Source organism: Streptomyces sp. NPDC050263 (genome assembly GCF_040655955.1).
Classification (GTDB): domain Bacteria; phylum Actinomycetota; class Actinomycetes; order Streptomycetales; family Streptomycetaceae; genus Streptomyces.
Genome location: NZ_JBFAKW010000002.1, coordinates 124,378 through 137,730, shown reverse-complemented (window position 1 = coordinate 137,730; position 13,353 = coordinate 124,378). Strand labels below are relative to the sequence as shown.

12 protein-coding genes are annotated in these 13,353 nt (G+C 71.4%); 2 read left to right on the top strand and 10 right to left on the bottom strand.

The window, feature by feature from the left end; translation table 11 throughout:
* Positions 1-116 precede the first annotated feature (116 nt).
* Positions 117-2,189, top strand: a complete 2,073-nt coding sequence (locus tag AB0J04_RS01505; protein ID WP_363166326.1) for a fructose-specific PTS transporter subunit EIIC — start codon at positions 117-119, stop codon at positions 2,187-2,189.
* A gap of 126 nt (positions 2,190-2,315) precedes the next feature.
* On the opposite strand, the gene AB0J04_RS01500 is transcribed toward AB0J04_RS01505, so the two are convergent.
* The 4 genes from AB0J04_RS01500 to AB0J04_RS01485 all read right to left on the bottom strand — a co-directional run bounded on the left by AB0J04_RS01500 (position 2,316) and on the right by AB0J04_RS01485 (position 7,087).
* Positions 2,316-3,062 carry a DUF6227 family protein gene (locus AB0J04_RS01500; protein ID WP_363166325.1) on the bottom strand — a complete coding sequence of 249 codons (747 nt, stop codon included), beginning with the start codon at positions 3,060-3,062 and terminating at the stop codon, positions 2,316-2,318.
* Between the two features lie 197 nt (positions 3,063-3,259).
* Positions 3,260-4,480 (bottom strand): Ig-like domain-containing protein, encoded by a 1,221-nt coding sequence (locus AB0J04_RS01495; RefSeq protein WP_363166324.1) that lies wholly within the window; start codon positions 4,478-4,480, stop codon positions 3,260-3,262.
* 151 nt (positions 4,481-4,631) lie between these two features.
* Positions 4,632-5,660, bottom strand: a complete 1,029-nt coding sequence (locus AB0J04_RS01490; RefSeq protein WP_363166323.1) for a P1 family peptidase — start codon at positions 5,658-5,660, stop codon at positions 4,632-4,634.
* Positions 5,661-5,710: 50 nt separating this feature from the next.
* On the bottom strand, positions 5,711-7,087 hold the full coding sequence (locus AB0J04_RS01485; protein WP_363166322.1) for a low temperature requirement protein A: 1,377 nt from the start codon (positions 7,085-7,087) through the stop codon (positions 5,711-5,713).
* A 122-nt stretch (positions 7,088-7,209) separates the two neighbouring features.
* Between AB0J04_RS01485 and AB0J04_RS01480 the strand changes: the two genes are divergently transcribed.
* The gene (locus AB0J04_RS01480) at positions 7,210-7,392 is read left to right on the top strand and encodes a hypothetical protein (protein WP_363166321.1); all 183 of its coding nucleotides are present in this window, start codon (positions 7,210-7,212) and stop codon (positions 7,390-7,392) included.
* Positions 7,393-7,474: 82 nt separating this feature from the next.
* Here AB0J04_RS01480 and mscL read toward each other — a convergent pair whose 3' ends face one another.
* The 6 genes from mscL to AB0J04_RS01450 all read right to left on the bottom strand — a co-directional run bounded on the left by mscL (position 7,475) and on the right by AB0J04_RS01450 (position 13,310).
* Positions 7,475-7,942 carry a large conductance mechanosensitive channel protein MscL gene (gene mscL, locus AB0J04_RS01475; protein ID WP_363166320.1) on the bottom strand — a complete coding sequence of 156 codons (468 nt, stop codon included), beginning with the start codon at positions 7,940-7,942 and terminating at the stop codon, positions 7,475-7,477.
* Positions 7,943-8,050: 108 nt separating this feature from the next.
* On the bottom strand, positions 8,051-8,641 hold the full coding sequence (locus AB0J04_RS01470; protein ID WP_363166319.1) for an RcpC/CpaB family pilus assembly protein: 591 nt from the start codon (positions 8,639-8,641) through the stop codon (positions 8,051-8,053).
* Between the two features lie 234 nt (positions 8,642-8,875).
* Positions 8,876-9,718, bottom strand: a complete 843-nt coding sequence (locus AB0J04_RS01465) for an S-methyl-5'-thioadenosine phosphorylase (RefSeq protein WP_363166318.1) — start codon at positions 9,716-9,718, stop codon at positions 8,876-8,878.
* Between the two features lie 138 nt (positions 9,719-9,856).
* Positions 9,857-10,180: an FmdB family zinc ribbon protein gene (locus tag AB0J04_RS01460; RefSeq protein WP_363166317.1), complete on the bottom strand. Its 324-nt coding sequence runs from the start codon at positions 10,178-10,180 to the stop codon at positions 9,857-9,859.
* A 67-nt stretch (positions 10,181-10,247) separates the two neighbouring features.
* Positions 10,248-11,540, bottom strand: coding sequence for an MFS transporter (locus AB0J04_RS01455; protein WP_363166316.1), 1,293 nt, complete (start codon positions 11,538-11,540; stop codon positions 10,248-10,250).
* 270 nt (positions 11,541-11,810) lie between these two features.
* Complete coding sequence (locus AB0J04_RS01450) at positions 11,811-13,310, bottom strand: potassium/proton antiporter (protein ID WP_363166359.1); 1,500 nt, start codon at positions 13,308-13,310, stop codon at positions 11,811-11,813.
* Between the last annotated feature and the right edge of the window lie 43 nt (positions 13,311-13,353).

The window sequence follows — 13,353 nt, the reverse complement described above, 5'->3', positions numbered from 1 at the left end:
TGCGCCTCCGTCCCCACCCCCCTCCCTGTCCCCACCTCCATCTCCACCCCCGTCCCCGTCACCACCCTCGCCCACCACCCCACGCCCCGGGCGATACGCGTGCGAAGGAGCCCGCGATGAGCGACATGATCACCGCGGACCTGGTCGATCTCGACCTGTCCGCCGAAACGAAGGAAGCGGCGGCGCGATCCCTCGCCGAGCGCATGGTGGCCCTGGGCCGGGTGACCGACCTGGACGGCTTCCTCGCCGACGTGGCCGCCCGTGAGGCCCAGATGCCCACCGGCCTCGACGGCGGCATCGGCATCCCGCACTGCCGCAGCGAGCACGTCACCGAGCCGACGCTCGCCTTCGGGCGCAGCGCCGCCGGCATCGACTTCGGCGCCGCGGACGGCCCCGCCGACCTGGTCTTCCTGATCGCCGCCCCGGCCGGCGCGGACGACGCCCACCTGACGATCCTGTCGTCCCTGGCCCGGCAGCTCATGAACGCCGAGTTCACCGAAGCGCTGCGCTCGGTCGGCGACGCGGCGGCCGCTGCGGCCCTGATCCGCGGCGACGAGGAGCCGGCCGCTGCGGCTGCGGCCGCCAAGTCGGTCTCCCAGGACTCCGTGTCGGCGTCGGCGGCGGCCTCCGCCGACGCCGACACGGCCACCACGACCCCGGACGCCCCCGACGGCGGCGACCGCCCCTTCCGGATCGTCGCCGTCACCTCCTGCCCGACCGGCATCGCCCACACCTACATGGCGGCCGAGTCCCTGGAGAACGCGGGCCGTGACGCGGGCGTCGAACTGGTCGTCGAGACGCAGGGCTCGGCCGGCTTCACCCGGCTCGACCCGGCCGTCATCGCCGCGGCGGACGGCGTGATCTTCGCCCACGACGTCCCCGTGCGCGACAAGGACCGCTTCGCCGGCAAGCCCACCGTGGACGTCGGCGTGAAGGCGGGCATCAACCGGCCCGCCGAGTTGATCACCGACGTGCGCGCGAAGGCGGCGCGCGGTGAGGTGAGCGCGGCGGCCAAGGACGGCGGCACGCCGGTCGAGCGGGCCGGCGAGTCCGGCGACAGCTACGGCACCAAGCTGCGCAAGTGGCTGATGACCGGCGTCAGTTACATGGTCCCGTTCGTCGCCGCGGGCGGTCTGCTGATCGCCCTCGGGTTCGCGATCGGCGGCTGGGAGATCAACAAGGCGCCCTCGGTCATGGAGCACTTCTCCTGGACCCAGGTCGACAGCTGGGGAGCGCTGCTATTCCAGATCGGCGGGGTCGCCTTCGGCTTCCTCATCCCGGTCCTCGCCGGCTACATCGCGTACGGCATGGCGGACCGGCCCGGTCTCGTGCCCGGCTTCGTCGGCGGCATGATCGCCTCCAACATCGCCGCGGGCTTCCTCGGCGGTCTGGCCGCCGGTCTGCTCGCCGGTGGTGTCGTCCTGGCGATCCAGCGGATCAAGATCCCGCCGGTGCTGCGCGGCATCATGCCGGTCGTGGTGATCCCGCTGATCTCCTCGCTGATCGTCGGCTTCCTGATGTTCGTGGTGATCGGCAAGCCCATCGCCGAGGCCCAGAAGGGCATGACGGACTGGCTGGCCGGCCTCTCCGGCACCAACGCCATCCTGCTCGGCGTGCTGCTCGGCCTGATGATGTGCTTCGACCTCGGCGGCCCGGTCAACAAGGTCGCGTACGCCTTCGCCACGGCCGGCATCGCCGTCACGGACCCCAGCGACTCCGCGATGAAGGTCATGGCCGCGGTGATGGCCGCGGGCATGGTCCCGCCACTGGGCATGGCGCTGGCGACCGTCGTCCGCAAGAAGCTCTTCACCTCCGCCGAGCGCGAGAACGGCAAGGCCGCCTGGGTACTGGGCGCCTCCTTCATCTCGGAGGGCGCGATCCCGTTCGCCGCGGCCGACCCGCTGCGCGTCATCCCGGCCTCGATGGCGGGCGGCGCGGTCACCGGGGCCCTGTCGATGGCCTTCGGCGCGACGCTGCGCGCTCCGCACGGCGGCATCTTCGTGGTCCCGCTGATCGGCAACCCGTTCCTGTACCTGGTCGCCATCGCGGCGGGCGTGTGCGTGACGACGGCCGTGGTCATCGTCCTCAAGGGCATGCGCAAGCCGGTCCCCGGCGCCACGGAACCAGGCGCCGCGGAAGCGGCCGAGACCGCCACGGCGCCGGAGACGAAGCAGCCGGTGGCCGCGTGACGCGCGTGAACTCTGCGCCGGCGTCGGTCTGAGGCGCTGCTGACACGCACCACGGTCCGGGACGGAAGTCCCGGACCGTGGCGCGTGCGGAGCCCCTCAGAGGTGCCCCAGGCGTCCTGGAAGGCCTCAGGAGACCTGGGCCGCCCGGCGCTCCATCGCGCCCCGGGCCGCGGCCTCGGAGACGTACACCTCGCACATGTGCCGCCCGTCCGGCGTCGCCGTGTGCTCAACCTCCCAGAGGGAGATCTCCCGGCCGTCGCGCAGCAGGAACGCGTGCTCGTAGAGCGAGTAACCGAGGCCGATACGGCCCGCCCGGCAGGGGCGGCCGAAGGCCTGGGTGATCTGGTGCGCGAACGCCGACTTCAGCAGCGTCGCCGTGTCCGCGTCGGGCGGGTCGGGGTTCTCCGCGCGGCGCAGCAGCCGGCGCGCGTGATCCGCCGAGTCGTCCGGCACGTACACATGGCGGGGCGCGGGGACCGGCGACAGCTGCACCAGTACCGGCAGTTCGAAGTCCGGAGTGTCCGACGGCAGCGGCAGCCGGGCCGTGGCGGCGCGCAGCTCCTCCTCGTCGACGTACACCTCGTGCTGCGGCTCGCTGCCCGGCGCGGTGTTGTGCACGAGCTCCCACAGCGTGAGCGCGCAGCCGTCGGCGAGCAGCCAGGTGTGCCGGTAGGTCTCCCGGTGCAGGCCCGCGCTGTGGTGCGCGGAGTGCAGGGAGCTGTCGTGGGCCAGTGCGCAGTCCAGCCGCCGCAGTGCTTCGTCGGGCAGCTCGAACGAGTTCAGGGCGCGACCGAGCAGCCGCGCGAGGTGCTCCTCCGGAGACTCGGGCGACTCGGCTGGTTCGTACGCTGTTGTCTCGTACGGAACGCTCAAGGTTTCTCCCGGCGTTGCTGCATGTCACCTTGTGGGTGCATACCGTAGCCCCTCGGTCGGACATCATGTCCGGGAACCGAGAAAACGTACGTCGGGGAAAACGCGGGAGCCGCGCGAAAAGTTCCCGCGCGGTCCGACGTCCGGTCAGAAATCGCCGGTCAGGGCCGGTCGAAGGCGATGTCCGCCGGCCCGGGCGATCAGACCGCGCTCCCGGCGGTCCACTCCGCCCACGTCATGTTCCAGCCGTTCAGCCCGTTGTCAGGGGCCACTGTCTTGTCCGGGGAGTTCTTGACGATCACCACGTCGCCGATCAGCGAGTTGTCGTAGAACCACTTGGCGGGCGTGTCGCCCTGCGCGCCCTGGACGTCCGCGAGTCCGACGCAGCCGTGGCTGGTGCCCTCCCGGCCGAACGGCGGATTGCTCTTGTTGTACCAGTAGTTGCCGTGGATGAACGTCCCGGACGTCGTCAGACGCATCGCGTGCGGCACGTCCGGGATGTCGTACTCCCCGCCCAGATTGACCGTCCGGCTGTTCATCCGCGTCTGCGTGAACTTCTCGGAGATCACCATCTGCCCGTTGTACGTCGTGTGCTCCGCGCTGCCCGACGAGATCGGCTCCGTCTTCAGCGTCTGCCCGTCCCGGACCACCGTCATGGTCTGCGTGTTCACGTCCACCGTGGACACCTGGGAGCGCCCGATGGTGAAGCTGACCGTCTTCTTCTGCACCCCGAAGACGCCGTTCGCGCCCTCGACGCCGTCCAGGTCGATCTTCATCGTGACCTTGGAGCCGGCCTTCCAGTACTCCTGGGGGCGGAAGTCGAGCCGCTGCTCCCCGAACCAGTGCCCCACCACCTGCTGGCCGCTGCTGGAGGTGACCGTGATGTGCGACTGCACGGCCTTCTTGTCGCCGATGGCCTTGTCGAAGGTGAACGACACCGGCATCCCGACGCCGACCGTCGTGCCGTTGTCCGGCGTGTACGTGCCGATGAAGCTGTTGGCCGAAGTGACCGTCGTGAAGATCGAGTTGGCCGCCGCGGTCTTACCGCTCGAGTCCTTCGCGGTCGCCGATATCTGGTATTTCGTCCCGCGCTCGAGCTGTTCCTTCGGCTTCCAGGTGCTGCCGTCGGCCGACAGGGAGCCCTCGACGGCCTCCCCCGACCCGGCCACCGTCATCTTCACGTCGGTGAGCCGGCCGTCGCTCACCTTCACGCCGGTCGTGTTGATCGACGCGCCCGTCGAACCGTCCTTCGCCGAGATGACGATCTTCGCGGTGGACGTCTTGGCCGTGGCCTTACCGCCCTTGGCGTCGTCGTCCTTGGCGTTGGCACTGCCTCCGCAGGCGGTCAGGGTCAGGGCGCCGACCACCAGGACGGCACAGGCTCCCACTGCTCGTCGCGCTGCTTTGTCCGCCGTTGTCACGGGCTGCTCCAGCTTCGTGTGATGTGAGTGATCCGCTCCAGTACGTGGAGAAAGAGGGATCGGACGGCCGGTCGGGTTCCCTCCGGGCGCCCTTCACACCATCACGTGACAGAACCGCGACAAACCCCCTCCCCGGTCGGGGGCTCCCGCGTCACGAAGTCCCGTACAACTCCTCGTACGACGGCCACTTCCCGCCCGGCCCCTCCACCGACTCGGCGGCGCGTACGGCCCGTACGATCGCGCGGGTCACCATGTCCGCGCCCGCGGCGAGGATGTCGTTCAGGGCGAGCGGGTGGCCGGGGTCGAGCGGGCGCGCGCCCGTCGCCAGGGCGAAGACCGTGTCGCCGTCGTGGAGCAGGTGCACCGGCCGCACGGCGCGCGCGATCCCGTCGTGCGCCGTGCCCGCCAGCTTCTGCGCCTGCGCCTTCGACAGGTCCGCGTCGGTGGCGACCACGGCGAGCGTCGTGTTCAGCGGGGCGGGCGCGCTGTTCGCCGCGCTCTCGACGAGCCGCCGGCGCGCGGCCTCGTGCACCTGCGCCTCCGGATACGTCACGCGCCCCTGGAACAGCTCCCCGTACAGCACCCCCGTCTCCGGCTCCAGCACCGACCCCACGGCGTTGGCCACCACCAGCGCGGCCACCGTGATCCCCGAGTCGAGAACGACACTGGCGGTGCCCACCCCGCCCTTCATCAGCCCGACCGCCGCGCCCGTCCCGGCGCCGACGCATCCCTCCCGCACCCGCGCGCCGGGCTCGCTCGCCGCGGCCGCCTCCACGGCCGCCCGGCCGGTGGCGGCGTCCGGGCGGGCCCGGAAGTCGCCACCGCGCCCCAGATCGAAGACGCAGGCGGCGGGCACCACCGGCACGACGTGCGTCGGGTCCGGGCCGACGGGGACGCCCCGCCCCTGCTCCTCCAGCCAGGCCATCACACCGGACGCCGCGTCGAGCCCATAGGCGCTGCCGCCCGTCAGCACGATCGCCTCGACCCGCTGCACCAGGTTGCGCGGATCCAGCGCGTCGGTCTCCTTGGTGCCGGGACCGCCGCCACGTACGTCCACGGCGGCCACCGCGCCGCCCTCGGGCGCGAGGACGACCGTGGTGCCGGTGAGCCAACCGTCGCCGGTGCGGGTGGCGTGGCCGACCCGCACGCCGGCGACGTCCGTCAGAGCGTCAACTGTCATGGGAACCAGTCTCGCCCGACTGGCTCCGCGCGCGGTGCTCTCACCCCGTGTCACACGGCCGTGCTCGAAGCCCCCGCCTCGTTGTCCGGGGACTCCGGGGACTCCAGGGATTCTGGCGACTCCGGGGACTCCGGGGACTCCGGCGGCTCGGGTGACTTCGGCGACTCCTGCGACGCGCGCAGCTCCCGCGACTCGCGCGCGACCATGCGCGCCGTCAGGGTCGTGCCGGTCGCCACCGCCAGCGCCGACACCAGGCCGGCCGCGAGGACCGCCCACTCGCCCAGGAAGGTGCAGCAGATCACCAGCAGCGCGGTGACGGGCAGCACCAGCTGCTGGGCCAGGCCGACCTTGAAGTGGCGGGCGTGCAGCAACCAGACCGTCAGCAGGAACAGCGCCGCGGGCAGGGTGACGGCCGCCGACGCGGCGAGTACGGAGAGGTGGGCCTTGCCGATCGCCTGCTCGACCGCCACCTCCAGTCCCGCACCGATCGCGGCAGCCGAGGCGAAGGCGATGTAGTGCCCGTAGCCCCAGAGGAACGCCTGCTTGTTGGAGCGCAGATGCCCATGGATGGGCACCACGAAGTAGATCCACCAAGCGGCGAAGACGATCAGCAGTCCGCCCACCGCGATCGGCAGCAGATCGCCCAGCGCGTCGCTCTCGTCGAGGGCGGACTTCACGGCGATCGTGGCCGCCGCGATCGTCTCGCCCAGCACGATGATCGTGAACAGCCCGTAGCGCTCCGCGATGTGATGCGGATGCCAGGACGTCGGGTGGTCCCGCTCCGCGTAGGGCGGCACGCACATCTCCAGCACCGCCATCATCAGGAACAGCCAGGCCTTGGCGCCCTCGGGCGCGATCAGCAGTCCCAGCCAGCCGAGCTGGCAGAGCAGCACGCCGCCGGCGTACCGCAGCGCCATCGTCCGCTCCGCGCCTTCGGTCGACAGGGCGACGCGTAGCCATTGTGAGGACAGCGCCACTCGCATGATGACGTAGCCCAGTACGACGGCGACGTACTGCTGTTCCTCGAACGCCCGGGAGACCCCGGCCGCGAGCACCAGGACCCCGCCGATCTGTATCAGCGTGACGACCCGGTAGAGGCTGTCGTCGTTGTCGTACGCCGAGGCGAACCAGGTGAAGTTCATCCAGGCCCACCAGATGGCGAAGAAGACCATCGCGTAGTTGAGGATTCCCTCGCCCGCGTGGGACTCCGCCACCGCGTGCACCAGTTGGATGCCCGCCTGGGCGATGGCCACGACGAAGCACAGGTCGAAGAAGAGCTCCAGCGGCGTCGCGACCCGGTGCACCTCGTCCCGCCCGCGCGCGGTGAGACTGCGCAGCGGTCGTCTGTGCGAGAGATCGGGGGCAGGGGCGGTGCCGGGCGCGGGGGTGCCGGGCGGAGGTGTCGGCGGAGGTGTGCGGGACGTCATGAGTCCCAGCACAGCAGATATCCGTCGGAATGGCTTGCGCGGGGTGCCCGGGCGGCCCGACGGCCGGGCGGCGGGGCCTGCGGCCCTGATCCGGGCGGCTGCCGGGACCGTACCCTGGAGGCATGAGCACCCCCTCCACCCCCGAGCCGCGCGACCCGAAGGCCGCGCTGATCTTCGACGACCCGCTGGACCGGCAGTCCTCGGACGACACCGACCGCGGGTGGGGCGAGCGACCGGCCGCCGCCGGTGACGGTGCCGCCGACCTCAAGCGCTTCCTCGACGAGAAGCCGCCCCACCACATCTGAACCCGGGCGGCGGCCCTCCGGCAGGTCCGGACGGCCTCGCGGGCCCCGCGGAACACCGTCCGCAAGGCCCCGAGCAGGCTCGTTACCGCTCGCTGTGGCCCGAGCCCCGCTGGGCGACCAGCGCGTCGCGGATCTCCTTGAGCACCTCCAGCTCGGTCACCTCCAAGACCTCCTGGGTGCCCTCCTTGGCCTTCCTGCGGGCCTCCACCTTCGCCAGGTACTTCGACATGGGCAGCACCATCAGGAAGTAGACGACCGCCGCGGTGATCACGAAGGTGAGGGTCGCGCCGAGGACCGAGCCCCACAGGATCCGAACGCCCGTCGCGCTGTCGCCCGTCCCCGTGCAGGGCCCCTTGAGGCAGGAGCTGTAGCTGTCCAGGTTCTTCGTGCCGACCGCTCCGATGAGCGGGTTGATGATCCCCTTCACCACCGCGTTGACGATGTTCGTGAAGGCCGCGCCGATCACGACCGCGACTGCCAGATCGACGACGTTCCCGCGCATCAGGAAGGCCTTGAAGCCCTGCCAGACGCTCACCTTCTTTTCGCTCACCTGGGGGACACTCCTCGCATGTACAGGTTGTGGAACAAACAGTTCCGCAACCTACGTCACCCCGAGGCGGGCGTGTCCAATTCGGTAGCTTGAACGAGGGACTTGACTTCACCACAGGGTCACCGCCAACCGAGCCGTCGCGCTCGCTCCCGCCAGCCGTGCCGCGGTGGAGCGGGGCACGGACAGGACGACCAGCGCGCCACCGTCCGCGGTGTCGAGCGAGGCGCCCGAGGCGTCCAGCGGCTCCGGCACCTCGGTCACGAGCGCCCCACGTGCGACCACCCGGGCGTCACCGCCCACGCTGCCCGGCAGGCTCTCCTCGACGGCGATGACGTCGACCCGGTCACCGGGGCGCAGCAGCCGGACGGTGGCCGCGTCGGCGATCCGCACCGGCGCTGTCACCTTCTGTACAACGGCAGGACCCGGCGCAGGGGCGCGAACCGGCCCGTGCGCGCGGGCTTGCGAGCCTTCGCCGGGATGTCCGCGCGCCGGATCGCTGTTCTGCGGGCCGGCCGCGACGAGCCCCGCGGCGGTGACGGCGAGGCCGAGCGCGAGGGCCCGCCGTCGACTCCGCACGAGCCGGCCCAGCCGGCCCGACGACCCCAGTCGGTACCACCCGTGGCGGACCCGCACAGGGTCGAAAGGAGGCACCTCGCGCGTGGCAGGGGCCTCCGCCCCCGGCGGACGCGGCTCCGACACCGGTGGGAAGGCGAACGGAGGGGGAGCAGAGGAAGAAAGAGGAGGGGGAGGAAGGGACACGGGATCACCACCTGCGACGAGGGACGGGCTTGCGGAGCCACGATGAGGCCTCGCGCCGCCGCTCGCCGGAGCCGGTGGACTACCCACGGGTTGTGGACAACTCCCTCACCCGAACGATGAGTTCCGCCCCCGCCCTCCCGCGGAAAGCGCTAACTACCGCTACGCCGACTCCCGTTACAGCAGCTCGAACCCCGGGTCCATCCCGCCCAGCGCGTTCGTGCACAGGCAGTCCCGTGCCCCGTTCGCAGGCAGCGCGGCCACCGCGTCGAACAGCACGCCCCGCAGCCGGTCCACGTTGGCCGCGAACACCTGCAGGACCTCCTCGTGCGACACGCCCTCACCGCTCTCGGCGCCCGCGTCCAGATCGGTGACCAGGGTCAACGACGTGTAGCAGAGCTCGAGTTCACGGGCGAGCGCGGCCTCCGGATGGCCCGTCATGCCGACCACCGACCAGCCCTGCGCCTGGTGCCACAACGATTCTGCCCGGGTGGAGAACCTCGGCCCCTCGATCACGACCAGCGTCCCGCCGTCCACCGGCTCCCACTCCCGGCCGCGCGCCGCCTTCAGGGCCGCCGAGCGTCCGGTGGGGCAGTAGGGGTCGGCCAGGGACACGTGCACCACGTTGGGCACCGTGCCGTCGGGCAGGGGCAGTCCGTCGAAGTACGTCCCGGTCCGCGACTTCGTACGGTCGACCAGCTGATCGGGCACGAGCAGCGTGCCGGGCCCGTACTCGGGGCGCAGACCGCCCACTGCGCACGGGCCGAGAACCTGGCGCACCCCCAGCGAGCGCAGTGCCCACAGGTTGGCCCGGTAGTTGATCCGGTGGGGCGGCAGATGGTGGCCGCGTCCGTGCCGGGGCAGGAAGGCGACCCGCCGGCCGGCGATCTCGCCGAGGAAGAGGGAGTCACTGGGCGGCCCGTAGGGGGTGTCGACCTGGAGCTCGGTCACGTTGTCGAGGAACGAGTAGAAACCGGAGCCGCCGATCACACCGATCTCTGCGTTCGCCATGTTCGCCATGCGTCGCACCCTAGTCGCACGCTCGTCCTGCCTGAGCCGTACGCCAGACGCTCTCGAGGAACGCCGAAGGACCCCGTCGCCGGATGACGACAGGGTCCCGTGTGAGGCCGTAAAGAGAGGGCCCCTTCAGCAGGGGGCCTACGCGGCGGAGCTGTTGCCCGCCGAGGTGCCGGTGCTCGACGACTTCGAGTCCGAGGACGACGAGGTCGAACTCGACGACTTCGTCTCCGAGCCGGATGTCGACGACTTCGCGGACGCGGACGCCGGCGAGCTGCTCGAGGACGAGCCGCGGCTGTCGTTGCGGTAGAAGCCGGAGCCCTTGAAGACGATGCCGACCGCGGAGAACACCTTCTTGAGGCGGCCACCGCAGTTGGGGCACTCGGTCAGAGCGTCGTCGGTGAACTTCTGCACCGCCTCGAGGCCCTCGCCGCACTCGGTGCACTGGTACTGGTAGGTCGGCACTGTCTTCCTCCTGGCACTCTCACTCAGTGAGTGCTAACGACGGTCTATCTTGACGCATTCCCGGGGATCAGTCCACTGTCACCGGCGCGCGGTGACCGACGCCACGTGCGACGGTACGGCCACGCGGGCGTGCGGCGAGCCGCGAACGCAGCGCCAGCAGGACCGCCAGGGCCAGAACGGTGCCGCCCATCGGCACCAGGAAACCGGCGCCGCCCCAGAAGCGGTCCTCCAGCTGTCCGGCGACCGTGACGGCGGTCGCCTGCCCGAGCGCGACAGCGCCGGTCAGCCAGGTGAACGCCTCGGTGCGTGCCCCGGCCGGGACCAGGCCCTCGACCAGTGTGTAGCCGGTGATCAGCGCGGGCGCGATGCACATGCCGACCAGAAGGCCCAGGCCCGCGAGGACGAGCACCGAGTGCGCGGCCCACAGCCCGGAGGCGACGAGCGCCAGCGCGCCGTAGGCAACGACCAGACGCCGCTGCGGGGCCGTCTTCCAGGCGATCGCGCCGCAGACCAGGCCGGAGAGCATGTTGCCCGCGGCGAAGGTCCCGTACAGGACGCCGTTCAGGCCGGGCTCGCCGATGGACTCGGTGAACGCGGCCAGCGAGACCTGCATGCCGCCGAAGACGGCGCCGATGCCCAGGAAGGCCACGATCAGCACGCGCACACCGGGGACGCGCAGCGCCGAGGCGTGCTCCACGCGCGCATGCCCAGGCACGGCGACCTGGGGCTGGGTGCTCTTCTGCGCGGCGAACAGCAGGCCGCCGAGCAGGGTCAGCGAGGCCTCGGTGATCAGACCGGCGGCCGGGTTCACGGCGGTGCACAGGGCGGTCGCCAGGAGCGGGCCGAAGACGAAGGTCAGCTCGTCGGTCACGGACTCGAAGGCCGCCGCGGTCGTCATGAGGGGCGAGCCCTTCAGCGTGACGCCCCAGCGGGCCCGCACCATGGGCCCGATCTGCGGCACCGAGGCGCCCGTGGGCACCGCGGCCGCGAACAGCGCCCACAGCGGTGCGTGGGAGAGGGCGAGCGCGGTGAAGGTGAGGCCCGACAGCGTGTGCACGAGAACGCCGGGGACCAGCACCGCGCGCTGCCCGTAGCGGTCGGCGAGGCGGCCGCTGTAGGGCGCGCACAGAGCCATGGAGACGCCGGTGACGGCCGCCGCGGCGCCGGCCGCGCCGTACGAGCCGGTGGTGTGCTGCACCAGCAGCACGATGGAGATGGTGAGCATCGCGAACGGCTGGCGGGCCGCGAAGCCGGGCAGCAGGAACGTCCAGGCGCCGCGGGTGCGCAGCAATGGCCCGTATCCCGGGCGGGCGGAGGCCGACGAGTCCTTCGACGGCTCGGTGGTGACCGTGGATGCCACGGCCCGTGCCTTTCTGCCGCCTGGTGGCGCGCCCGTGCGGGGGGCGCCGAGAGCTGTCCTCTTGCGCGTGCTGCGGTAGATGCCGGAGTCCGCTGCAGGAGGTGTCCCGGCCGCCATACGGTCGCGCCAGCTCTGCATCAGGCAGAGTTGGTTCGATCAAGGTCTGCCTTCATCGTACAGGGGTCAAGACCTGTGGCGCCTGTGAAAATGAGCACCTCAGGGCCGGGCGACCCCTGAAACCATGGGGTGTGAACGGTGCGAAACTTGCCCTTAACGGGTCTGCCCGCCCGTGCCCAGCCATCCCGCGAGCTTGCCGCCGCGTCCCACCGCGTGCAGGCGCTGCTCTGCCGCGTCGCGGACCGGGTCGGTGGCGACGACGAGGAGCTCGTCGCCCTGGCGCAGGACGGTCGTCGGCAGCGGCACGAACGACGTCCCGTCGCGCACGACGAGAGTGACGGCGGCCCCGGCCGGCAGCCGCAGTTCGTTGACCTCGACGCCGTGCATCTTCGAGCCCGTCGGGATCGCGACGGACAGCAGATGGCCGCGCAGCCGCTCCAGGGGCGCCGATTCCACGCCGAGGTCGGCGGCCTCGGAGTCCTTGCCCAGGCGCAGCTTGCGGGCCAGCCAAGGCAGCGTCGGCCCCTGGACCAGGGTGTAGACGACGACCAGGACGAAGACGATGTTGAAGATGCGGCGGCTGGACTCGACGCCCTCCACCATCGGGATGGTCGCCAGGATGATGGGCACCGCGCCGCGCAGCCCGGCCCAGGACATCAACGTCTGCTCCTGCCAGGGCACCCGGAACGGCGTCAGGCAGACGACGACGCTCAGCGGGCGGGCCACCATGGTCAGCACCAGGCCGATGACGAGCGCGGGCAGTACGTCGTCGCCCAGCTCGTGCGGGGTGACCAGCAGGCCGAGCAGCACGAACATGCCGATCTGGGCGATCCAGCCGAGGCCGTCGGCGAATCCGCGCGTGGCGGGCCAGTGCGGCAGCTTCGCGTTGCCCATGACCATCGAGGCGAGGTAGACGCCCAGGAAGCCGCTGCCGTGCGCCAGCGAGCCCGCCGCGTACGCGGTGACCGCGATCGCCATGACGGCGATCGGGTAGAGGCCGGAGGCGGGCAGGGCGACGTGCCTGAGGCCCCAGGAGCCCAGCCAGCCGACCGCGAGGCCGATGGCGGCGCCGATGGCCAGCTCCAGCGCTATCTCGCCCACCAGCACGTACCAGTGCTCCACGGGGCCCGCCGTGGAGAAGGCGACCACCAGGATGACCACCGGGGCGTCGTTGAAGCCGGACTCGGCCTCCAGCGTGCCCGTCACGCGCGCGGGCAGCGGGATCTTGCGCAGGACGGAGAAGACCGCCGCCGCGTCCGTCGAGGACACCACCGCACCGATGATCAGCGCCTGCCGCCACTCCAGCCCCGTCACGAAGTGCGCGGCCGTGGCCGTGACGCCCACGCTCACCGCGACTCCGACCAGTGCCAGCGCGGAGGCGGAGGGCAGGGCCGGTTCGATCTCCTTCCACTTCGTGCCGAGACCGCCCTCGGCGAGAATCACGACCAGGGCGGCGTATCCGATGACCTGCGTCATCTCGGCATTGTCGAAGTGGATGTTGCCGATGCCGTCCTGGCCCATGAGGACGCCGATGCCCAGGTACACGAGCAGGCTGGGGAGCCCGCTGCGCGAGGAGATCCGGACCGCTGCGACGGCGACGAGCAGGACGAGCGAGCAGATGAGCAGGAGCTGGTTGAGGTGGTGGACAGTCAGCGGCGGTTCCCTTCACCGGCGCGCGCGCCTGGCGCGCGGACGC